This is a genomic window from Streptomyces dengpaensis (assembly GCF_002946835.1).
GTDB classification, from domain to species: Bacteria; Actinomycetota; Actinomycetes; order Streptomycetales; family Streptomycetaceae; genus Streptomyces; species Streptomyces dengpaensis.
This window is the reverse complement of record NZ_CP026652.1, coordinates 6,084,243-6,106,656: the sequence shown is the minus strand read 5'-3', so window position 1 is coordinate 6,106,656 and position 22,414 is coordinate 6,084,243. Positions and strand designations below refer to the sequence as shown.

General features: G+C 71.2%; 19 protein-coding genes and 1 pseudogene. 13 read left to right on the top strand and 7 right to left on the bottom strand.

What is annotated here, in order from left to right; genetic code table 11:
- The 5 genes from C4B68_RS28240 (at window position 1) to C4B68_RS28220 (ending at window position 6,003) form a co-directional block, all read left to right on the top strand.
- A complete protein-coding gene (locus C4B68_RS28240) occupies window positions 1-1,407 on the top strand; it encodes an energy-coupling factor transporter transmembrane component T (protein WP_240634502.1) in 1,407 nt (468 codons plus the stop codon).
- Complete coding sequence (locus tag C4B68_RS28235) at window positions 1,404-3,356, top strand: ABC transporter ATP-binding protein (RefSeq protein WP_099504517.1); 1,953 nt, start codon at window positions 1,404-1,406, stop codon at window positions 3,354-3,356. The genes C4B68_RS28240 and C4B68_RS28235 overlap by 4 nt, the downstream gene beginning before the upstream one ends.
- On the top strand, window positions 3,353-4,189 hold the full coding sequence (locus C4B68_RS28230) for an ECF transporter S component (RefSeq protein WP_099504516.1): 837 nt from the start codon (window positions 3,353-3,355) through the stop codon (window positions 4,187-4,189). The genes C4B68_RS28235 and C4B68_RS28230 overlap by 4 nt, the downstream gene beginning before the upstream one ends.
- Before the next feature lie 376 nt (window positions 4,190-4,565).
- Window positions 4,566-4,991 carry an aggregation-promoting factor C-terminal-like domain-containing protein gene (locus C4B68_RS28225; RefSeq protein ID WP_099504515.1) on the top strand — a complete coding sequence of 142 codons (426 nt, stop codon included), beginning with the start codon at window positions 4,566-4,568 and terminating at the stop codon, window positions 4,989-4,991.
- A 319-nt stretch (window positions 4,992-5,310) separates the two neighbouring features.
- Window positions 5,311-6,003 (top strand): YoaK family protein, encoded by a 693-nt coding sequence (locus C4B68_RS28220; protein ID WP_099504514.1) that lies wholly within the window; start codon window positions 5,311-5,313, stop codon window positions 6,001-6,003.
- 43 nt (window positions 6,004-6,046) lie between these two features.
- Here C4B68_RS28220 and C4B68_RS28215 read toward each other — a convergent pair whose 3' ends face one another.
- Complete coding sequence (locus C4B68_RS28215; RefSeq protein ID WP_373682250.1) at window positions 6,047-6,481, bottom strand: ATP-binding protein; 435 nt, start codon at window positions 6,479-6,481, stop codon at window positions 6,047-6,049.
- Between the two features lie 91 nt (window positions 6,482-6,572).
- Between C4B68_RS28215 and C4B68_RS28210 the strand changes: the two genes are divergently transcribed.
- The gene (locus C4B68_RS28210) at window positions 6,573-7,421 is read left to right on the top strand and encodes a helix-turn-helix domain-containing protein (RefSeq protein WP_099504513.1); all 849 of its coding nucleotides are present in this window, start codon (window positions 6,573-6,575) and stop codon (window positions 7,419-7,421) included.
- Window positions 7,381-7,659 carry a DUF397 domain-containing protein gene (locus C4B68_RS28205; RefSeq protein ID WP_099504512.1) on the top strand — a complete coding sequence of 93 codons (279 nt, stop codon included), beginning with the start codon at window positions 7,381-7,383 and terminating at the stop codon, window positions 7,657-7,659. Before C4B68_RS28210 ends, C4B68_RS28205 begins: the two co-directional genes overlap by 41 nt.
- Here the strand turns inward: C4B68_RS28205 and C4B68_RS28200 are convergent.
- A complete protein-coding gene (locus C4B68_RS28200) occupies window positions 7,647-8,816 on the bottom strand; it encodes a steroid 3-ketoacyl-CoA thiolase (protein ID WP_099504511.1) in 1,170 nt (389 codons plus the stop codon). The genes C4B68_RS28205 and C4B68_RS28200 overlap by 13 nt on opposite strands.
- A gap of 300 nt (window positions 8,817-9,116) precedes the next feature.
- Between C4B68_RS28200 and C4B68_RS28195 the strand changes: the two genes are divergently transcribed.
- Window positions 9,117-10,352 carry a cytochrome P450 gene (locus C4B68_RS28195; protein ID WP_099504510.1) on the top strand — a complete coding sequence of 412 codons (1,236 nt, stop codon included), beginning with the start codon at window positions 9,117-9,119 and terminating at the stop codon, window positions 10,350-10,352.
- 126 nt (window positions 10,353-10,478) lie between these two features.
- On the opposite strand, the gene C4B68_RS28190 is transcribed toward C4B68_RS28195, so the two are convergent.
- Window positions 10,479-12,530, bottom strand: a complete 2,052-nt coding sequence (locus C4B68_RS28190) for a bifunctional glycosyltransferase 87/phosphatase PAP2 family protein (RefSeq protein WP_099504509.1) — start codon at window positions 12,528-12,530, stop codon at window positions 10,479-10,481.
- A gap of 378 nt (window positions 12,531-12,908) precedes the next feature.
- Between C4B68_RS28190 and C4B68_RS28185 the strand changes: the two are divergent.
- A pseudogene (locus tag C4B68_RS28185) lies at window positions 12,909-13,238 on the top strand (MFS transporter); the annotation flags it as partial.
- 303 nt (window positions 13,239-13,541) lie between these two features.
- Window positions 13,542-14,213, top strand: coding sequence for an O-methyltransferase (locus tag C4B68_RS28180; RefSeq protein WP_099504508.1), 672 nt, complete (start codon window positions 13,542-13,544; stop codon window positions 14,211-14,213).
- Between the two features lie 37 nt (window positions 14,214-14,250).
- Here the strand turns inward: C4B68_RS28180 and C4B68_RS28175 are convergent, their stop codons facing one another.
- Complete coding sequence (locus C4B68_RS28175; protein ID WP_099504507.1) at window positions 14,251-14,646, bottom strand: FHA domain-containing protein; 396 nt, start codon at window positions 14,644-14,646, stop codon at window positions 14,251-14,253.
- Between the two features lie 132 nt (window positions 14,647-14,778).
- Between C4B68_RS28175 and C4B68_RS28170 the strand changes: the two genes are divergently transcribed.
- Window positions 14,779-15,201, top strand: coding sequence for a DnaJ family domain-containing protein (locus C4B68_RS28170; RefSeq protein WP_099504506.1), 423 nt, complete (start codon window positions 14,779-14,781; stop codon window positions 15,199-15,201).
- 189 nt (window positions 15,202-15,390) lie between these two features.
- Here the strand turns inward: C4B68_RS28170 and C4B68_RS28165 are convergent, their stop codons facing one another.
- The 3 genes from C4B68_RS28165 to C4B68_RS28150 form a co-directional block, all read right to left on the bottom strand.
- Entirely contained in the window at window positions 15,391-17,346 is a 1,956-nt protein-coding gene (locus C4B68_RS28165; RefSeq protein WP_240634753.1) for an MDR family MFS transporter, read from the bottom strand.
- A 470-nt stretch (window positions 17,347-17,816) separates the two neighbouring features.
- Window positions 17,817-18,482: an HAD-IA family hydrolase gene (locus C4B68_RS28155; RefSeq protein ID WP_099504503.1), complete on the bottom strand. Its 666-nt coding sequence runs from the start codon at window positions 18,480-18,482 to the stop codon at window positions 17,817-17,819.
- Window positions 18,483-18,761: 279 nt separating this feature from the next.
- Window positions 18,762-19,349, bottom strand: coding sequence for a TMEM165/GDT1 family protein (locus C4B68_RS28150; protein ID WP_099504502.1), 588 nt, complete (start codon window positions 19,347-19,349; stop codon window positions 18,762-18,764).
- A gap of 402 nt (window positions 19,350-19,751) precedes the next feature.
- On the opposite strand from C4B68_RS28150, the gene C4B68_RS28145 reads away from it, so the two are divergent.
- Both C4B68_RS28145 and C4B68_RS28140 read left to right on the top strand, forming a co-directional pair.
- A complete protein-coding gene (locus tag C4B68_RS28145) occupies window positions 19,752-20,396 on the top strand; it encodes an HNH endonuclease family protein (RefSeq protein ID WP_099504501.1) in 645 nt (214 codons plus the stop codon).
- Between the two features lie 79 nt (window positions 20,397-20,475).
- On the top strand, window positions 20,476-22,125 hold the full coding sequence (locus C4B68_RS28140; RefSeq protein WP_099504577.1) for an alkaline phosphatase D family protein: 1,650 nt from the start codon (window positions 20,476-20,478) through the stop codon (window positions 22,123-22,125).
- Window positions 22,126-22,414: the final 289 nt, after the last annotated feature.

The following is a 22,414-nucleotide window of genomic DNA, read 5'->3' as shown; positions in this document are numbered from 1 at the left end:
GTGACGATGACGAAGGGCGCGAACGAAGGGGCCGAGGCGGCCGCCGCCACCGCTGTGGGCCATCGCCCCGCAGGGCGGGACCGGTCGGCACAGCCACCGACCCCGGGTGCCGTCCCCGGCAAACGCCCACGGCGACGTCGTACCCTCACGCCGGAGGCGAACCGAGGCAACGCCCTGCACCCCGGCGCGTGGTGGCTGGGCCGTCGTCCCGCAAGGCGGGACCAGTCGGCGCAACCACCAACCCCCGGCACCATCCCCGGCAAACGCCCACGGCGACGTCGTACCCTCGCGCCGGAGGCGAACCGAAGCAACGCCCTGCACCCCGGCGCGTGGTGGGTCTGGGCCCTGGCCCTGGGAACGGCCGCCTCCCGCACCACGAACCCCCTGCTCCTCGCCCTGCTCATCGGCGTAGCCGGATACGTCGTGGCGGCACGGCGCACGACGGCCCCCTGGGCCCGCTCGTACGGCGCGTTCGTCAAGCTCGGCATCGCCGTCCTCGGCATCCGCCTCGCCTTCGCCGTCTTCCTCGGCTCCCCCATCCCCGGCACGCACCTCGTCGTCACGCTCCCCGAAGTCCCCCTCCCCCACTGGGCGCAGGGCGTCCGCATCGGCGGCCGGGTCACCGCGGAGGGCCTGGTCTTCGCGCTGTACGACGGCCTGAAGCTGGCCACGCTGCTCATCTGCGTCGGCGCGGCGAACGCCCTCGCCAACCCGGCGCGGCTGCTGAAGTCGCTGCCGGGAGCCTTGTACGAGGCGGGCGTCGCGGTCGTCGTGGCCCTGACGTTCGCGCCGAACCTGATCGCGGACGTACGGAGGCTGCGCGCCGCCCGCCGTCTGCGCGGCCGCCCTGACCGGGGCCTGCGGGGGCTGCTGCACGTCGGACTCCCGGTCCTGGAGGGCGCGTTGGAGCGTTCGGTCGCGCTGGCGGCGGCGATGGACGCGCGCGGCTACGGCCGCACCGCCGAGGTCCCGGCCGCCGTCCGCCGCACCACCGCCGTACTGACCCTGGGCGGTCTGCTCGGCGTCTGCGCGGGCACGTACGGACTGCTGACCGCGGAAGGCGGCGGCTACGGCCTGCCGGTGCTGCTGGCCGGGCTGGCCGCGGCGCTCGGCGGCCTGTGGCTGGGCGGCCGCCGCTCGCCGCGGACGCGGTACCGGCCGGACGCGTGGGGCGTACGGGCGTGGCTGGTCGCGGGCTCGGGCGTGGCGGTGGCGGCGCTGATGGTGGCCGCCGCGGCGTACGACCCCGTGGCGCTGCGTCCCGGTGTCGTCCCCCTCGTGGCCCCCACCCTCCCGCTCTGGCCGGCGGCGGCGATCCTCCTCGGCCTCCTTCCCGCCTTCGTCGCACCGGTCCCCGCACCGATTCCCGCCTCGATCCCCGCCCCGATCCCCAAGGACCCCTCATGATCCGCTTCGAGGATGTCTCCGTGACGTACGACGGGGCGGCCGAACCCACCGTCCAGGGCGTGGACTTCGAGGTCCCGGAAGGCGAACTGGTGCTGCTGGTCGGCCCGTCCGGGGTCGGCAAGTCGACGGTGCTGGGCGCGGTGAGCGGACTCGTGCCGCACTTCACGGGCGGAACGCTGCGCGGCCGGGTCACGGTCGCCGGACGCGACACCCGCACGCACAAGCCGCGTGAACTCGCGGACGTGGTGGGCACGGTCGGCCAGGATCCGCTGTCCCACTTCGTGACGGACACGGTGGAGGACGAACTCGCGTACGGGATGGAGTCGTTGGGCCTCGCGCCGGACGTGATGCGGCGCCGCGTCGAGGAGACCCTGGACCTGCTGTCCCTGACGGACCTCCGCGACCGCCCGATCGCCACGCTCTCCGGCGGCCAGCAGCAGCGCGTGGCCATCGGCTCGGTCCTCACCCCGCACCCCAGGGTCCTGGTCCTCGACGAACCCACGTCGGCCCTGGACCCCGCCGCCGCCGAGGAGGTCCTCGCCGTCCTCCAACGCCTCGTCCACGACCTCGGCACCACAGTCCTCATGGCCGAGCACCGCCTGGAACGCGTCATCCAGTACGCCGACCAGCTCGTCCTTCTCCCGTCACCGGGGGCGGCGCCGTTGCTCGGCACCCCGTCCGAGGTGATGGTGGTGTCCCCGGTGTACCCCCCGGTGGTGGACCTGGGCCGCCTGGCCGGCTGGTCCCCCCTCCCCCTGACCGTGCGCGACGCGCGGCGCGGGGCGGGGGCACTGCGCGAGCGGTTGGCGGTGGCGGCACGGGAGGCCGCTCCGGCCCCGGGCACCGCGGCGAACCCACGCGTGCTCGCCGACAACCGGGAACCGGCACCACACACGACCTCGCCCGGTCGCCAGGGCCGGCCCCATCAGACCACCACCCCCGGCACGACGCCGAGCACGGCAGTCGCGCCGCGCGCGTGCACCGACGCGCGCGATGCTGCGGCCACGAGCAGCACGACCACCGGCACGAGCGGCGCGCCGGCGGACACCCCCGCAGGCCTTCCCACATCCGCCCTCCCCACGGCGCCCCCGCGCCCCACCTCCCTCCTCACCCGGCTGCTGCGCAAGCGCACCTCAGGCACTCCGAGCGCCCCGGGCGACTCAGGTACCCCGGGCACCCCCGACACCACGCGTCCCGCACACATAGCCGCAGTCGCATCTCTCGCCGTCCGTCGCGATCGCGTCGAGGCGCTCCGTCGTGTCGATCTCACCGTCGCCCCCGGCGAGACCATCGCCCTGATGGGCCGCAACGGGGCCGGGAAGTCCACGTTGCTCGGGGCCCTGGTCGGGCTGGTCGAGCCCGCCGCCGGGTCCGTCCGGGTCGGCGGTGCGGTACCGCACCGCACGGCGCCGCGCGAGCTCGTACGCCGCGTGGGCCTCGTACCGCAGGAGCCGCGGGACCTGCTGTACGCGGACACGGTGGCCGCCGAGTGCGCGGCGGCCGACCGGGATGCCGGGGCCGCGGCCGGGACCTGCCGGGCGCTGGTGTCCGAACTGCTGCCGGGGATCGGGGACGGGACGCACCCGAGGGACCTGTCGGAGGGCCAGCGGCTGGCGCTCGCGCTGGCCGTCGTCCTGACGGCCCGCCCCCCGCTGCTGCTCCTGGACGAGCCGACCCGCGGCCTCGACTACGCGGCGAAGGCCCGGCTGGTCACCGTGTTGCGCGGCCTGGCCGCCGAGGGCCACGCCATCGTCCTGGCCACCCACGACGTGGAACTCGCCGCCGACCTCGCGCACCGCGTCGTGATCCTCGCGGACGGCGAGATCGTCGCCGACGGCCCCACCGCCGAGGTGGTCGTCGCGTCCCCGTCCTTCGCCCCACAGGTCGCCAAGGTGCTGGCTCCCCAGCCGTGGCTCACGGTCGCCCAGGTCAGGGACGCCCTCTCATGACAACGCGACCCGCCCACCAGGCACAGACACAGGCCAAGGCCATCCGCCTGGGCCCCCGCTCCATCGCCTCCCTCGCCCTGGTGAGCGCCGTGGGCGTGGCCGGCTTCGGCTGGCCGCTTCTCGCGGGCCCCGGTTCGCAGGTCAGCGCGCACGCGCAGGACGCCCCCTGGCTGTTCGCGGGGCTGCTCGTGCTGCTCGTCGGCGTCGTCGCCGCGACGATCTCCGAGTCGGGGCTCGGCCCGAAGGCGGTCGCGATGCTCGGGGTGCTGGCCGCGACCGGGGCGGCCCTGCGCCCGATCGGGGCCGGGACCGCCGGGATCGAGCCGATGTTCTTCCTGATGGTGCTCAGCGGACGGGTGCTCGGGCCGGGGTTCGGGTTCGTGCTCGGGTCGGTGACGATGTTCGCGTCGGCGCTGCTCACCGGCGGGGTCGGGCCGTGGCTGCCGTTCCAGATGCTGTCCATGGGCTGGTTCACCCTGGGCGCGGGGCTGCTGCCGGGCCCGGACCGGCTGCGGGGGCGCGCGGAGCTGGTGGTGCTCACCGTCTACGGCTTCCTGGCCGCCTTCGCGTACGGGACGGTCATGAACCTGGCCGGCTGGCCCTTCATGGACGCGCTGGCCTCGAACGTCGCCTTCGACCCGCACGGCACGCTCCCCGCCAACCTGAGCCGCTTCGTCGCCTACTGCATGGCCACCTCGCTCGGCTGGGACCTGGGCAGGGCGGTCGTCACCGTCGTCCTGACCCTCACGCTCGGCGCGACCCTCCTCAAGGCACTGCGCCGGGCCACGCGCAGGGCCGCTTTCGAGACGCCGGTCACCTTCGAACCGTCGTGATCTGCGGCCCCCGTCACACACCTCGGTGACTCCGCGCGCGCGATCGTGCGCCGTCCGTCAGCCGCGGAGTGAAGCACCCCACAGGAGCTACGTCACATACGAAGCGCGGTCGTAGATCCAAAGATGTGGCATGCACGCGCCCGTACCCCTTCTGACCTGGGGTTTGAGAGCCAGATCACACAACGGATGTTCTACGCGCATCCGACCACCACTAGTAAAGAGGGGTATTGCGGACATTTTTGGACCCTGTTTCTCTGGAGCAGTCGCAAGGCGCCGACGAGCCCACCCGGGCCGCGGCGCCAACGTATGCCGCCGCCACACACCGTGTGGTTCCGGCATACGGCGACCGCCTCGTCCCCGAAGAAAAAGGTTCTCTGTGTCGTTCTCTGTCATCCGCCGCGTTGTCGCTTCCCCGAAGAAGGTCCTCACCGGTGCCGCCGTGGCTGGAGCCACCGCCGGCATGGTGCTCGCCGCGGCCCCCGCCCAGGCCGCCCCTGCCACCACCACCTCGGCCTCCTCCGCCCAGTCGATCGCGCACCAGATGATCCCGGACGCCGCGCAGTACGCCGCCTTCAGCAAGATCGTCGAGCATGAGAGCGGCTGGGACATCGACGCCACCAACGCGTCGTCCGGTGCCTACGGCCTGGTCCAGGCGCTGCCCGCCTCGAAGATGTCGTCCGCCGGCGCCGACTGGAAGACCAACCCGGCCACCCAGATCAAGTGGGGCCTGGACTACATGAACTCCCGCTACGGCAGCCCGGTCGAGGCCTGGAACTTCTGGCAGGCCAACGGCTGGTACTGACCGGCCCCACAGCACGGCTGACCCAGCGCACGGCTGACCCCGTGCACGGCTGGCTCCGTGCACGGCTGACCCAACGCACGGCTGACCCCGTGCATGGCTGGCTCCGTGCACGGCTGACCCAACGCACGGCAGACCCCGTGCACGGCCGGTCCAGCGCACAGCTGAAGGCGGCGGCCCCCGATCCCCGGGGCCGCCGCCTTCGTCATGCCCGAAGGCCGATCTGAAACGCCGGTACGGCGGGGCGTAGAGACCGCGTCGTCCGTGGTGCGTGCGTGGTGGACTTGGGGTCACCGTGCTTGTCCCGCCGACCGGAGGCCCCATGAGCGCAGAAAGCGCTGAGGCGCAGGCGTACGACCCGGAGGCGCGCGGGCTGCGGCTGGTGGTGGTGCTGCTGGTGCTGACCGTGATCAGCGGGCTGATCGACGCGGTGAGCTTTCTCGGGCTCGAGCGGGTCTTCACGGCGAACATGACCGGAAACGTGGTCGTGCTGGGCTTCGCGGCCGCCGGAGCGCCGGGCTTCTCGGTGCTGCACACGCTGACATCACTGGGGGCCTTCGTCGTGGGCGCTTCGGCGGGCGGACGCGTCGCGCGGCGCCTCGGCGCGGCCTCCCGCCGCGCCTGGGTGCGCGCGGCGCTGGGCGCCGAGGCGGTCCTCGTGGGCGCGGCCTCGGCGGTCGCCTTCGCCGCACCCGGCACCACCGGCACGGCGTACGCGCTGATCACCCTCACCGCCCTCGCGATGGGCCTGCGCAACGCCACCGTCCGCAAGCTGGGCGTGCCCGACCTGACGACCACCGTCGTGACGATGACCCTGACCGGCCTCGCCGCCGACTCCCCCCTGGGCGGCGGCACGGGCATGCGCTCCCTCCGCCGTGCGGCCGCGGTCGTCGCGATGCTGGCGGGCGCCCTGCCCGGCGCGTGGCTGGTCCTGCACCACGGCCTCGGCATCCCGCTGCTGATCGCGGCGCTGCTGGCGACGGCACTGGCGGTGACGGCGTCGGGGCGGGAGTGAAGCGGGCCTACTGGTTGGACACGCTCCGGCTTCGCGAGTCCCCTCACCGCAGAGGGACAGACTCGGCCCCGCACTCGAACCACACGGTCTTGCCGCGGCCGGGACCAGGCCCGACACCCCACTTGTCAACCACCGCGTCGAGCAGGACGAGCCCCCGGCCACCTTCCGCCTCCGGCGACAACCCATCGGGAACGTACGGGAGTTGAGCGGATCCGTCCGTCACCTCCACACGGACGCCCGCCGCCAGCCGGATGACCAGCAGCGCACAGCGCCGGTCCGGGACATGTCGTACGACGTTGGCGACCAGCTCGGTCACGGCCAGCTCCACGGCGTCGGCCAGCTCGGCCATGTCCCACTCGTCCAGCAGCGAGCGTGCGATACGGCGGATGTGCCGCGCCGAGTGCTCGCCGACGGTGAGACGCATGGCGTACTGGGTGGGGCGGGCGCCCTGCAGGATGGGGGGAAAGTATTCGTTCACCTTACGAGGCTGACCTCGCGCAACTACTCTGGGCTACGGAACGGATACAACTGGTCCCGCTGTGGGCCGAGTTGCGTGAGAGGGGCCGCGCGTGACCCATATCAACGTCCTCGACCCGGGGGCCTCGCCGCTCGACTATTACGGCTTCGAGCTGCGACGCCATCGGGAAAGCGCCGGGCTGACGCAGAAGCAGCTCGGGGACATCGTCAACTACACGGGCTCGCTGGTCGGGCAGATTGAGACCGCGCGAAAGCTGCCAACTCCGGATTTCAGTGAGCGCGTTGATGTAGCACTGGAGACCGGTGGGTTACTGTCCCGGCTCGTAGATCTGGTGATGCGTAGTCAGCTTCCAGCCTGGTTCCAACAGGTGGCGGAGTTGGAGGTGCGGGCCACAGAGGTCTGCACCTTCCAGACGCACATGGTCCATGGTCTCCTGCAGACCAACGCATACGTACGTGCCGTGCTCGGCGTGCTGGACGAGACCAACCTCGACGACCGCACCGCCGTACGGCTGGCCCGTCAGCGCATCTTCGAGAAGGGCGAGCCGCCGGTCTTGTGGATGATCCTGAGCGAGGCCGCGCTGTACCAGGAGGTCGGCGATCGGGAGGTCATGCGGGAGCAACTCGCCTATCTGTTGTCCTTCGAGGGCAATCCCCGGATCAACATCCAAGTGCTGCCGTTTTCGGCGGGTGCGCATGCGGGGCTGCAAGGCTCGTTCACCCTCTTCCGCTTCGCGAGCGACCCGGACATCGTCTACACCGAGGGCTACGGCAGCGGGCACCCGACCGCCAACTCGGACACCGTCAGGGACTGTTCGCTCCGTTACGATCATCTTCAAGCCGCCGCGCTTTCCCTCAAGGACTCGGCGGAGTTGATCCGGCGGGTGATGGAGGAACGCTATGGCGAGCAACGCGATTCCGACGGGAGTCCAATGGCGTAAGTCCAGCTACAGCAGCGACCAGGGCGGCGATTGCGTCGAGTGCGCACCCCTCGGAGCCCTGGCCTGGCGCAAGTCAACGTACAGCGGTGACCAGGGCGGCGAGTGCGTCGAGATCGCCGAAGCCCCCTGCGCCACCATCGCCGTACGCGACTCCAAGAACCCGGCGGGCCCGATGCTCGCCTTCGAGCCGGCCGCCTTCACCGCGTTCGTGTCGTGGACACAGGACTACAGCCGCTGAATGATCGTCCCGGTGGCCAGCCCGCCGCCCGCGCACATCGTGATGAGCGCGAACTCCCTGTCCGTGCGCTCCAGTTCATGGAGGGCCGTGGTGATCAGCCGGGCACCGGTCGCCCCGACCGGGTGCCCGAGCGCGATCGCGCCGCCGTTGACGTTGACCTTCTCCAGGTCCTGTTCGAAGACCTGGGCCCAGCTCAACACCACTGAGGCGAAGGCCTCGTTGATCTCGACCAGGTCGATGTCCTTCAGGGACATCCCGGCCTTGCCGAGTACGGCCCGGGTCGCGTCGATCGGTCCGTCCAGGTGGAAGTGCGGGTCGGCGCCGACGAGTGCCTGGGCGACGATCCGGGCGCGCGGCCGGAGCTTCAGGGCGCGTGCCATCCGCTTCGACGCCCACAGGAGCGCCGCCGCGCCGTCCGAGATCTGCGACGAGTTGCCCGCCGTATGGACGGCCGTCGGCATGATCGGCTTCAACGCGGCGAGTGCGTCCATCGACGTGTCGCGCAGGCCCTCGTCCCGGTCGACGAGCCGCCACATGCCCTGGCCGGCGCGCTGTTCGTCCTCCGTGGTCGGCACCTGGACCGCGAACGTCTCGCGCTTGAACCGCTCCTCCGACCAGGCGATGGCGGCCCGCTCCTGGGAGATGAGCCCGAGGGAGTCGACGTTCTCGCGGGTCAGGCCGCGGTGGCGGGCGATGCGCTCAGCGGCCTCGAACTGGTTGGGGAGGTCGACGTTCCACTCGTCGGGGAACGGCTTTCCCGGCCCGTGCTTCGACCCCGACCCCAGCGGCACCCGCGACATCGCCTCGACGCCGCAGCTGATCCCGACGTCGATGACGCCCGCCGCGACCATGTTGGCCACCATGTGACTCGCCTGCTGCGAGGAGCCGCACTGGCAGTCCACCGTCGTGGCCGCCGTCTCGTACGGCAGGCCCATGGTCAGCCACGCCGTGCGCGCCGGGTTCATCGACTGCTCGCCGGCGTGGGTCACCGTGCCGCCGACGATCTGTTCGACGCAGTCGGCGGGGATGCCGGTGCGGCCGAGGAGTTCACGGTAGGTCTCGCCCAGAAGGTAGGCGGGGTGGAGGTTGGCGATCGCTCCACCGCGCCTGCCGATGGGGGTGCGTACGGCTTCGACGATCACGGGTTCCGCGGCCATGGGGGGAGTTCCTCTCCTCGGGTCACCCGCGCGGCGCGGGCGTCCCGGCCACCCGCCACGCAGAACTAGTACGCGTTCTAGTTCTGCCTGCAGTCTGCTGACTGCGGTTCTAGAACCGCAAGGGTCTTGCAGGCCCGGAAGTCGTGATCTGCACGAACTCCGCACGCGATTCGGGGTGCCGCTCCTCTTGCCAGTTGTAGAACCCGTTACTACCTTCACGGCAGTTCAGGGTTCCTGATGGAGCGTCAGAAACCTTCAGGGGCCGCCAGAGAGACACAGGTGCGAGACCTGGAGTTGCCGATGCCCTGTCCAGCGCTGCCCGACGGGTTCGATTTCACCGACCCCGATCTGCTGCACGACCGCGTGCCCCTGCCGGAGTTCGCCGAGCTGCGCCGGGTCGAACCGGTCCGCTGGATCCCGCAGTCGGCCAATCTCGCCGGCTTCCAGGACGAGGGCTACTGGGCGGTCACCCGGCACGCGGACGTCAAGTACGTCTCCACGCACCCGGAGATCTTCTCCTCGTACCTCAACACCGCCATCATCCGCTTCAACGAGCACATCGAGCGCGACGCGATCGACGTCCAGCGGCTGATCCTGCTGAACATGGACCCGCCCGAGCACACCCGCGTCCGCCAGATCGTGCAGCGCGGCTTCACACCCCGGGCCATCCGCGCTCTGGAGGACCGGCTGCGCGCCCGCGCCCGCGCGATCGTCGAGACGGCGCGCGCCCACTCCGGACCCTTCGACTTCGTCACCGAGGTCGCCTGCGAACTGCCCCTGCAGGCCATAGCCGAGCTGATCGGCGTCCCGCAGGACGACCGCGCCAAGATCTTCGACTGGTCCAACAAGATGATCGCGTACGACGACCCGGAGTACGCCATCACCGAGGAGGTCGGCGCCGAGTCGGCCACCGAGCTCATCGCGTACGCCATGAACATGGCCGCCGACCGCAAGCAGTGCCCGGCGCACGACATCGTCAGCACGCTGGTGGCCGCCGAGGACGAGGGCAACCTCAGCTCCGACGAGTTCGGCTTCTTCGTACTGATGCTCTCGGTGGCGGGCAATGAGACGACCCGCAACGCCATCACCCACGGCATGCACGCCTTCCTCACGCACCCCGACCAGTGGGACCTCTACAAGCGGGAGCGTCCGGCGACCGCGGCCGAGGAGATCGTCCGCTGGGCCACGCCGGTCAACGCCTTCCAGCGCACCGCCGCCCAGGACACCGAACTCGGCGGCAAGCGGATCAAGAAGGGCGACCGCGTCGGCATCTTCTACGCCTCCGCCAACCACGACCCCGAGGTCTTCGACGACCCCGACGTCCTCGACATCACCCGCGACCCCAACCCCCACCTCGGCTTCGGCGGCGGAGGCCCGCACTACTGCCTCGGCAAGTCCCTCGCGGTCCTGGAGATCGACCTCATCTTCAACGCGATCGCCGACGCCATGCCGGACCTGACGCTCGTCGGCGACCCGCGCCGGCTGCGCTCGGCCTGGATCAACGGGGTGAAGGAGCTCCGGGTCAGCGCGGGGTGAGTCCGGTACGACATGCTCGGGCCGGCGGCCTCCCGGCGCCGCCGGCCCGTCCGGGGGAGGCAGGAGCATCCCCTCACGCCCCGCCCCTGCCTCCCCCGAGGCCGACGGCTTTCGCGGCCTGCCGGATCAGCTCGGTGTACGGCCCGTCGCCGGGACCGGCTCCTTCGCGGGGACCTCCACGGGCTTCATCAGCGTCCTGGGCCGCGGGCCCTGCAGGAGGCAGGTCAGCCCGAAGCCGGCGCCGACGACGGCCGCGCCGCCCACCGCGTCCAGCAGCCAGTGGTTGCCGGTCACCACGATCGCGGTGACCGTGAAGAAGGGGTGCAGCAGGCCGAGTGCCTTCATCCACCACTTGGGCGCCAGGATCGCGATCACCAGGCCGCACCACAGCGACCAGCCGAAGTGCAGCGAGGGCATCGCCGCGTACTGGTTGGTCAGTGCGGTCAGCGTGCCGTAGTCCGGCTTGGAGAAGTCCTGCACGCCGTTCACGGTGTCGATGATGCCGAGGCCCGGCATCAGGCGCGGCGGCGCGAGCGGGTAGAACCAGAAGCCGATGAGGGCGAGCACGGTGGCGAAGCCGAGCGCCGAGCGCGCCCAGCGGTAGTCGGCGGGGCGGCGGGCGTACAGGACACCGAGGACGGTGAGCGGGACGACGAAGTGGAACGACGTGTAGTAGAAGTCGAAGAAGTTCCGCAGGAAGCCGGCCTTCACCACCGCGTGGTTGGCCCAGTGCTCGATGTCGAGGTGCAGGAACCGCTCGATGCCGAGGATCTGGTCGCCGTGGTGCTCGGCGGTGGCCCGGCCGCCCGTATTGGTGCCGCCCGTCGCGGCGAGCCTGACCTGCTGGTAGGCGGCGTAGCCGACGCGTATCAGGAGCAGTTCGAGCAGCAGGTTGGGGCGGGTGAGGACGCGGCCGAGGAAGGGCAGCAGCGGCACCCGCTTCCACCGGGTGGGGACCGGCTCCGCGTAGTCGGTGGGGACCGGCGCCCGGTAGTACTCCGCGGTGCGGGACAGGAACGGCACGACGGTCGCGGCGGCCAGCGCGGCGAGCAGCACCACGTTGTCACGCAGCGGGAAGAGCGCCGGCATGTTCGGCAGCATCATCTTCGCGGGCAGCGAGACGGTGAGGATGACGGCGACGGGCCACATATAGCGGTCCGAGGTCTTCTTGCCGACCCGGCCGACCACCGCCAGCAGCACCCACAGCAGCTGGTGCCGCCAGGTGGTGGGCGAGACGGCGACGGCGACACAGCCGGTGATCGCCACGGCGAGCAGCAGCTGCCCGTCCCGCGCGTAGCGCACCGCGCGGCGCAGGCCCACGACCGCGACGGCCACGCCGAGGACCAGGAACAGGCCTATCTCCAGCGGCCCGGTGAGACCGAGCCGGAGCAGCGCGCCGTGCAGCGACTGGTTGGCGAGGTCGTCCGCGTCCTTGCCGAGGCCGACACCCGCCAGATGGTGCACCCAGTACGTGGTCGAGTCCCGCGGCATCGCGGCCCAGGCGAGCGCGGTGAGGCCGGCGAAGGTGATCCCGGTGGACGCGGCGGCGCGGCGGCGCCCGGTGAACCACAGCAGCGGCGCGAAGAGCAGCACGGTCGGCTGCAGCGCCGCCGCGAGGCCTATCAGGGCGCCGCCGGCCCGCTCGCCACGGACCGCGAAGCAGCCGAGCACGACGAGCAGCACGGGGATGACGCCGGTCTGGCCGAGCCAGAAGGCGTTGCGCACGGGCAGCGACAGCATCAGCAGGCTGATCGCGACCGGCGCGGCGATCAGCGACGTACGCCGGCTCACGGGCTGCGGCAGGGCCCGCGCGGCGACCAAGCCGAGCGCGACCACCAGCGACAGGGTGCCGAAGGTCCAGCCCCAGCCGAGGGCCTGTTCGGCCGCTCGGGTCAGGGGCTTGAGGACAAGCCCGGCGAACGGGGTGCCGGTGAACGCCGTCGAGTCGTACAGCGACCCCTCCACATGCAGCACGCCGTTCGTGCCGACCCAGGTCTCCAGGTCCGTCAGCCGCTCCCCCTTGGGCGTGCCGAGGACGACGGCGACCTGCCGTACCGCCAGGACGGCGGCGATCATCCACAGCCCTATACGGACGGCTCCCAGCCGTGCCATCGCCGTCTCGGCAGCCCCCGCCCCGAAGGCATTACCCGCTCGTCCGCCGTGCTCCACGTCTGCCACGCCCCGTCGGCCCTCCCGCCCCATTCGTCCCGCGCGTCCCACGCGGCCCCCACACCAGCCCCTGTCAGGGCCCTACGAGGCTCGCAGCACCCCCGTGGAGAGACGCAGGCAACCCCCTCTTCACCTGACGTCCTCCCGTCTTTTGTCCGGATGACGATAGTGCGCGGACGGTTCGGTTCCCCCCTCACTCCGCGACATAGATCACAGACAGGGCCTCGAAGAGCTGCTCTCAGCCGCTTCGTCGCACCTGCACAGGCCGTATTTGTGCGCACTGTGCGGTGGGTCGCGTACGGGCCGTAATGCGGCCGAATGCCCCTATGGTCGTTTTTCGGCCTGTCCCGGATGACTTCGGGCGGACCGCGTCCCCGTCCCCGACGCCTGCTCCTTGTCTGCTTCACCGCCTCGATGCCCGCCGCGCTCCCCGCGCTCTTCCCGACGAACGTGCGCTACGGCTCGCTCTCCATCGGCTTCAACGTCTCCGTGTCGCTCTTCGGCGGCACGACCCCGCTGGTGGTCACGGCGCTCATCGGGGCGACCGGGAACATGATGATGCCCGCCTACTACATGATGGCCGCGGCGGTGATCGGCGGCGTTGCGGTCTGGTTCATGTCAGAGTGCGCGGGCCGCGCACTGCCGGGTTCGCCGCCGTCGATTGAGCCGTGTGATCAAGCCCGTCCGGCGTTTGAGGACGAGCGCGAAGCGCGATAGGCGGGGGTCTGGGGGCGGCAGCCCCCAGGCACGGGACGGGCAGGGGCGGAGGGGGCGAAACCACCCACCCCCCAGCCATCCCCCGCGCCCATCTGGAACCACACCCTCCGTCGTGCCGTCCGAGACGCTGTCCGACGGCACGACGGAGGCGCGTGCCCGGTCCCGTGCTTGCGTCGGTGACGCCGATCGGCTGACGCCCGCCGTGAACACCTGGCAACGCCCTGACAGGCATCCGCACCCGCGACTAGATTCACCAGCGGGACTAGTTAGCGGATCTAACTAGGCGTACGAAAGGCATGGCGCATGAGCGAGTCGCAGATCTGGCACGACGTCGACGACTACCTGGCCCCCCTCCTCGCCCCCCACGACGACATCCTGGCCGCCGCGCTGCGCGACAGCGATGCGGCCGGGCTGCCGCCCATCAACGTCACGCCGACCCAGGGCAAGCTGCTCCAGCTCCTCGCCCAGATCCAGGGCGCGCGCCGCGTCCTGGAGATCGGCACGCTCGGCGGCTACAGCACGATCTGGCTGGGCCGCGCGCTCCCGGCCGACGGCCGGCTGATCAGCTTCGAGTACGACGCCACGCACGCGGAGGTCGCCCGCCGCAACCTCGCCCGCGCCGGGCTCGACAGGATCGCCGAGGTGCGGGTGGGCCCGGCCCTGGAGTCGCTGCCGAAGCTGGCCGACGAGAACCCGGAGCCGTTCGACCTCGTCTTCATCGACGCGGACAAGGTGAACAACGCGCACTACGTCGAGTGGGCCGTCAGGCTCACCCGGCCCGGCAGCGTGATCGTCCTCGACAACGTCGTACGGGGCGGCACGGTCACCGAGGCGGGCAGCACCGACCCGAGCGTGCGGGGCACCCGGGCCGCGCTCGAACTGATCGCCTCGCACCCGAAGTTGAGCGGTACGGCGATCCAGACGGTGGGGGGCAAGGGGTACGACGGGTTCGCGCTGGCGCGGGTGGTGAACTGACGGAGGTCTGACCCCGCTGCCCGCTCGCCCTGCGGGCTCAGGCCTCGTGATAGAAGCCCACGTTCACGGTGCGCGGGCCGGTGCGGTCCTGGATGACGAGTTCTCCGGAGCTGCCCGCGGGGAGCTTGGCCGTGCCGCCGTACGGGAAGGCTTGGGGCTGCTGCCCCGCCAGCGTCAGCCGTACCTCGGAGGACGGCTCCGGGTGGGAGCCGCGCAGCCAGGTGACCTGCCAGGAGCCGTCCGGGCCGCACAGGAACTCCAGGTGGACGCGGGACACGAACAGCCAGTCGTCGGGGGTCGCGAGACGGCACACAGCCCGGTCCCGGCCCACCCTCAGTACGGCCCCGGGGTCGCTCGGCGCGTCGGCCATCAGCATTCCGGCCGTCGCGCCCGCGTCCGCCCCGGCTACCGAGGCCATGGTGAGTTCGAGCACGTGCGCTCCTTCGTCGCGTGCAGGCGCTTTGCCCTGCCCCAATTGTCCTTGCGCGGGGCGTGGTTGGCGCGCCGCCGCCGCATGATAATTCGACCGATCGCCTCGCCGTGCGGCCTCCTGCACAATGGACTCATGACGGAGCGCAAGCCACCTGGTGTCAGCTTCGAGTCCTGGGTCGAGAGACAAATCCGCGAGGCGGAGGCGCGTGGCGAGTTCGCGGAACTCCCCGGCGCGGGGCGGCCGGTGCCGCACCTCACCGACACGTCGTACGACGAACTCTGGTGGATCAAGCAGAAGATGGCCCGCGAGGGGCTGTCGGTCCTGCCGCCCACCCTGGCCCTGCGCAGGGAGGCCGAGGACGCACTCGCGGCGGCCGCCAAGGCCCCCTCGGAGGGGGTCGTGCGCCGCATCGTCGAGGACATCAACGCCAAGATCCGCGAGGTCATGTTCAAGCCACCACCGGGGCCTCCGCTGGGGCTGAAGCCGTACGACGTCGAGTCGATCGTGCGGGAGTGGCGGGAGTCCCGGGAACCCCGGGAACCCCGGGAGGGGTAGTCCGCCGGTTCGCCTGCCGCGGGTGGGTGGGTCGGGGCCGTGCCGGTACATCCGCCCGTCGTGGCTGGTGGATCAGACGTGGGAATACAGAAACCCTCTCCAGATCCGAACGGGGCGACGGGCATGTGATGTACCGGCACGGCCCCTCCCGTGCGTCGGCGCCTGCGGGCAGGTGGGGGGCGTGAGGGCTCAGGGGGTCCGGGCCTGCGGGCGCGAGGGCGCGCCGTCGTGGGGACGCTCCGCGTCGGACCCGCACATCTCGGTGTTCAGCTGAGCCACCAGCTTGGTCAGGTCGGTCGGCCGGTCCGGCCCCCACCAGTCGCCGAGCAGCTCGGCAAGGGACTCCTCCCGGGCCTTGGCCAGCCGATCGGCGGCCACGCGGCCCTGATCCGTCAGCACGAGGTCGAGTCCCTCGCGCAGAGCGAGGCGGCGCTCCTCGACCTGCCGCGCGGCGGCGAGGACGATATGCAGCGGCACGGCGCTGCGCTCGGCGAGCTCCGCCGGCTCGGCCCACCCGTACTTCTTGATCCGCAGCAGCAGCCAGCTCGCCGAGGGCAACAGGTCGTAGCCCGCCCGCGCGGTGATCTTCTGGTAGATCTCGCGCCGCCCCTCCCGCGTGCCGAGCACGGACAGCGCCCGGCACACCTCGTCGTACGACGACCGCTGCACCGGATTGCTGGCGAGCGTTTCCGTCACGTCCGGCGCCATGACGGACCCGCGCAGCCTGTCCTCCCGCAGGAACCAGGCCAGGGCGAAGCCCAGAACGGCGACCGGAGCGGCGTACAGGAAGACGTCGGTGATGGACGACGAGAACGCGTGCAGGACGGGCTGCCGCAACGCGGCCGGCAGTTCGGCGATGCCCTTCGGGTCGGCCTTGAGGGAGTCCACGGTGATGCCCGCCGGGAGCTGCCTCCCGCTCAGCGTGGCCGTCAGTTCGTCGCCGAGGCGGCTCGCGAAGACCGTGCCGAAGATGGCGACGCCGAACGAGGCGCCGATGGAGCGGAAGAAGGTCGCGCCGGAGGTGGCGACGCCCAGATCCTCGTACGACACGGCGTTCTGCACGATCAGGACCAGTACCTGCATGACCAGGCCGAGGCCCAGGCCGAAGACGAAGAGGTACGTGCTCATCTCGCCGGTGCCGCTGTTCTCGTCGAGCTGGTGGAGCAGCAGCAGGCCGATGGCCGTGATCCCGGTGCCCGCGACGGGGAACACCTTCCAGCGGCCGGTACGGCTGACGATCTGTCCGGAGACCGTGGAGGCGAGCAGCAGGCCGAACACCATCGGCAGCATGTACACGCCGGAAAGGGTGGGCGTCACGCCCTGGACGACCTGGAGGAAGGTCGGCAGAAAGGTCATCGCGCCGAACATCGCGAAGCCGACGATGAAGCTGATGACGGCGGCGAGCGTGAAGGTGCGGATGCGGAAGAGTTTGAGGGGGAGGACGGGTTCGGCCGCCCGCTGCTCCGCGGCGACGAACGCCACGGCCAGGACCACGCCGGCCACCGCGAGGCCGATGATCTGCGGTGACCTCCAGGCCCAGGTGATGCCGCCGAGCGAGGCCATCAGGACCAGGCAGGTGGCGACCGCGGCGATCAGGAACGTGCCGAGGTAGTCGATGACGTGCTGCGCCGACTTCTTGGGGATCTGCAGGACCGCCGCGATCACGGCGAGCGCGACGATGCCGACGGGCAGGTTGATGTAGAAGACCCAGCGCCAGCTGAGGTGCTCGGTGAACAGCCCGCCGAGCAGCGGTCCGAGCACGCTCGTCGTTCCGAACACCGCGCCGAACAGCCCCTGGTACTTCCCCCGTTCACGCGGCGAGACGATGTCGCCGACGATCGCCATGGACAGCACCATGAGCCCGCCGCCGCCGAGCCCCTGCAGTGCCCGGTAGCCGATCAGCTGCGGCATGTTCTGCGCCATGCCGCACAGCGCGGACCCGATCAGGAAGATCACGATCGCCGTCTGGAACAGCTTCTTCCGGCCGTACTGGTCACCGAGCTTGCCCCACAGCGGGGTCGCCGCGGTCGCCGCGAGCAAGTACGCGGTGACCACCCAGGAGATGTGCTCCAGACCGCCCAGGTCACTGACGATGGTCGGCAGCGCCGTCGACACGATCGTCTGGTCCAGGGACGCGAGCAGCATGCCGAGCAGCAGGGCGCCGATCGAGACGAAGGCACTGCCGTGCACCGTGTCGTGGGCGTCGAGCGCGGCCGCCGCACGCCGCCGCTCGGCAGACTCGTTCACGCCGGTCATGCTGGCCTCCCTGAGCCCCGAGGGTCTCGGTCACCACCATCCTGGTGTGTACGGCCGCTTATGGCCTGTCGAGTGCCCTTCCACGTTCAGCCCGGCGAAGTCATTTCAGCCCGTCCGCCGTTCGAGGACGAGACGACGAACCGCACCCCCCACCCACCCCCACTCCTCCGCCTCTCCCGCCCACCCCGCCGCACCTCCACCCCCGCCGGCGAAGGTGGTCTTCTTTAGCCCGTCCGGCGTTTGAGGACGAGGCCGTTCAGGCCGATGCGGGGGGCTGGGGGCGGCAGCCCCAGGTACGGGAATGGGTAGGGGCGGCGGGGGCGAAAAACCCTCACGCGGTCGCACCGCGGCCGCGGACCTCAGCCGACGCGCAGCCGAACCGTCCCGTCCCCCACGGCCTCCACCCGCACCTGCGTAAGGTCACGCACCAGGACGTCCGGCCGGTGGACCCCCGCCCGGGACCCGACCCCGACGACGCGCATCCCGGCAGCCTTCCCGGCCGCGATCCCCGCCCCGGAGTCCTCGAAGACCACGCAGTCCTCGGGCGCGACACCCAGCTCGGCGGCTCCCTTCAAAAACCCCTCAGGATCCGGCTTGCTCGCGCCGACGGACTCGGCGGTGACCCGCACGGCGGGAAGCGAAAGCCCGGCGGCAGCCATCCGCGCGCCGGAAAGCGCCACATCGGCGGAGGTGACGAGCGCGTGCGGCACCCCGGCGAGCGAGGCCAGGAACTCCGCGGCCCCCGGAATCGCGACGACGCCGTCCATGTCCGCGGTCTCCTCGGCGAGCATGCGCGCGTTGTCCGCGTGGTTCTGCGCCATGGGCCGGTCCGGCAGCAACAGCGCCATGGAGGCGTACCCCTGCCTGCCGTGGACGACCTTCATGACCTCGTCCCCGTCCAGCCCGTGACGTTCGGCCCAGCGGCGCCAGCAGCGCTCGACGACGGCATCCGAGTTGACGAGGGTGCCGTCCATGTCGAGCAGGAGGGCACGGGCGGTCAGTACGGTCGTGGCCGTCATCGGCATACTCCAAAGCGCGGGAAAGGGGGCCTAGGTGCGGCCCCCGGGACAAGGTGGCCCCGCCCGCCGGTCAGGGAGTACGGGCGGGAACCACTTTGTTCCTCAACGATACAAAACGAGACGTCGCGACGCCACCGCCTCTGACCTGGGGTTCGGCCACCCCACTCCGGCACGACACCCGTACGACACCCGAAAGGCGCGACAGAGACGCCGTACGGACACCAGCACGGCGGGACGGCGGGAACCCGGGAGGGGCGGAACGACCGTACGACGGGACCGGCCACCTCAGCCCGCCACCGCCTCGTACAGACTCCACACGCCGAGCCCCAGCATCAAAAGCGCCGCCACCTTGGTGATCAGCTCCAGCGGCACCCTCTTCAGCAGGGCCCTCCCGCCGACGATGCCGAGCCCGGCGACCGCCCACAGCGCGAGCACCGCGCCGAGGCCGACGGAGAGCGGGTCGTCGTAACGGGCCGCGAGGTTCGCCGTCATGATCTGGGTGAGGTCGCCGAACTCGGCGACGAGGATGAGCATGAAACCCGCCCCCGAGACCTTCCAGAAGCCCTGGTTCTCGGGCTTGCGGATCTCCGCGTCATCACCGGCCCCGCCCTTCGTCATCAGCAGGACCGCCGCGCCGCCGAGGAACAGGACGCCGGTCAGCGCGTGCACGATCTGCTGCGGCAGGAGCGTGAGCACGCTGCCCGCCGCGACGGCGAGCGCGACATGGAGGGCGAAGGCGGCGGCGACACCGGCGAAGACGTACGAGGCGCGGTAGCGCGTGCCGAGGACGAGGCCGGCGAGCGCGGTCTTGTCCGGCAGTTCGGCAAGGAAGACGACGCCGAAGACGAGCGCCATCACGGTGAAGCTGATCAAAACAGGGTTCCTCGATCGGTCGGGCCGCCCCACCGAGAGTGCTGTGACTGCGCTGCGACACCTCGGCACGGCAGCACACGCGGCACCTGTGCCGTAGGACACAGGTGGTGCACTGCTTGCCGAAGGTCTCGCTGGCCGATCCACTCGGGATCCGCCTCCGGGCGCCGGCTCAGACGAGCTGAGCAGTATGTCGACGGTCCGGCGAAGAGCTACTCCCCTTCTGCGTCATTCATCGTACGCGACGGCCCGGCGCGCCTGGACAGGGCCGAAAGTCCCGCTCTGAACCTTGTTGTGACATGCGCGCGTCATTAGCTTCTTACCGAACGCACACCTGTCGGCAACGCAGCGTCGCGAGCATGTCCTCGCTCGCGGCCAACATCCCCCCACTCCAAGGGAGTTCGCATGCTCAAGGTCTACGCGCGTCGACGGCTCAGCCTGCTCGCCGCCCTCACCGGTCTGATAGCCATGGTCGGGATTTTCAACGGCCCGACCGCCTCCGCCGCCCTTCCCACCCCGGTCAGCGGTGCCACCGCGCGCAGCTACCTCGCCACGCTCAACGTCGCGACCGAGGACCGCACCGGTTACAACCGGGACCTCTTCAACCACTGGATCACCATCAGCGGGGCCTGCAACACCCGTGAGACGGTCCTGAAGCGGGACGGTTCGAACGTCGTCACCGACTCCGCCTGCGCCGCCACCAGCGGCCGCTGGTACTCCCCGTACGACGGCGCGACCTGGACCGTCGCCTCCGACCTGGACATCGACCACCTCGTGCCGCTGGCCGAGGCCTGGGACTCCGGCGCCGACAACTGGAGCAGCTCCACCCGCCAGGCGTTCGCCAACGACCTGACCCGCCCGCAGCTGATCGCCGTCACCGACAACGTCAACCAGGCCAAGGGCGACCAGGACCCGGCCACCTGGATGCCCTCGGTCAGCTCCTACCGGTGCACCTACGTCCGCGCCTGGGTGCAGGTGAAGTACTACTACAACCTCTCGGTCGACTCCGCCGAGAAGAGCGCGCTCACGAACTACCTCGCCGGCTGCTGATCCACCGGATCGCGCCGGAACCTCCCCACTCCCCTCCGTCGTTCCGTACCGTACGGGGCGACGGAGGAGGGTGATCACCATGGCGGAGCTGCGCCTGGGTCCGCTGCTGAGGTACGTCGACGGCTCGTCCGCGACCTTCTGGGTCGAGGCGAGCCGTCCGTGCACCGCCGAGGTGCGGTGCGCCGACGGCTCCCGCGGTGAGGCCCGTACCTTTCAAGTCGCGGGCCATCACTACGCGCTGGTGCCGGTGGACGGGCTGACGCCGGGCACGGCGTCGTCGTACGAGGTCCTGCTCGACGGCACCACCGTCTGGCCGCTGCCCGACTCCCCTTTCCCGCCCTCGGTCGTCCGCACCCCGGACGGGGACGGCGCCGTCCGCGTCACCTTCGGCTCCTGCCGCTGGGCCGCGCCCCCGGCCGACGAGAAGGATCCGGTGGGGCCCGACGCCCTGGACACCCTCTCCGCCCGCATCGCCTCGGACCCCGACGCCGAACGCCCGGACGTACTGCTGCTGTTGGGCGACCAGGTGTACGCCGACGAGGTCTCGAAGGCCACCCGTGCGTGGATCGCCGCCCGCCGGGGCCTGGCGGACCCTCCCGGCAACCAGGTCGCGGACTACGAGGAGTACACCCGGCTCTACTACGAATCCTGGCTCGACCCGGAGGTCCGCTGGCTGCTGTCCACCGTGCCCAGTTGCATGATCTTCGACGATCACGACGTCATCGACGACTGGAACACCAGCGCCTCCTGGCTCGCCGGGATGCGGGCCACCCCGTGGTGGCGCGAGCGGGTGCTGAGCGGCCTGATGTCGTACTGGGTCTACCAGCACCTCGGCAACCTCTCCCCGCGCGAGCTGTCCGGCGACCTGCTGTACGCCGCCGTACGCGAGACCCCCGACGGCACGGACGTACTGCGCGCCTTCGCCGCTCAGGCCGACGCCGATCCCTCCTCCGTCCGCTGGAGCTACCGCCGCGACTTCGGCCGCACCCGCGTCCTCATGCTCGACACCCGCGCGGCCCGCGTCCTGGAGGAGGGCAACCGCGCGATGCTCGACGCGGGGGAGGCGCGATGGCTGCGGGAGCAGGCGCTGGACGCGCCCGGCTCGTACGACCATCTCCTCCTCGGCACCTCCCTCCCCTGGCTCCTTCCGCCGCTCGTGCACGACGCCGAGGTATGGAACGCCGCGCTGTGCCGGGGCGAGCGGGGCGCGCGGTGGGCGCGGTTCGGGGAGGATCTGCGGCAGCGGGCCGACTTGGAGCACTGGGCGGCGTTCCCGGAGTCCTTCGAGGAACTGACGGCGCTGATCGCGGAGGCCGGCTCGGGGGCACAGGCCCCGGCGACCGTGTGCGTGCTGTCGGGCGACGTCCACCATGCGTACGTCGCCGAGCCGTACTGGATCGACCCCGGCCGGCGGCCCGACGCCCGGGTCTTCCAGCTGACCTGCTCCCCCGTCCACAACTCCATCCCGCTCTCCATCAGACTCGGCTTCCGCTTCGGCTGGAGCAGGCTGGGACAGGCGCTCGGCCGCCAGTTCGTCCGGCACGGGCGCTATGAGCACCCGCGCCCGTCCATCGACTGGCGCAGAACCGGCGGGCCCTGGTTCGGCAACCAGTTGATGACGCTGACGCTGCACGGGCGTTCGGCGTCGCTGCGGCTCGACCAGGCGCGGGAGCGGGGCGGCGGGCGTCCCCAGCTCACGCCGGTCATGGAGTCGGTGCTCAGCCCTTGAAAGCGGCTGTGCGCGGCTCATGGAGAGCGGCTGTGCGCGACTCATGACGAGCGGCGATGCGCGGCTCGTGGAGGGCGGCGGTGCGCGACTCATGACGAGCGGCGGTGCGCGGCTTGGGCGCCGCCGGGCCCGGCCCGCGAGAAGACGTCCGTAGTCCTCCGCAATCGACCTGTTCCGTACGTTTGTTGTGCCCGTGACCCGTGATGCTCGTGACCCATCCCACACCCCGGCCCCGATCCTCCCCCTAGGACTCGGCTCCCGATGCTCCCAACGGCATGATGATGCGGAC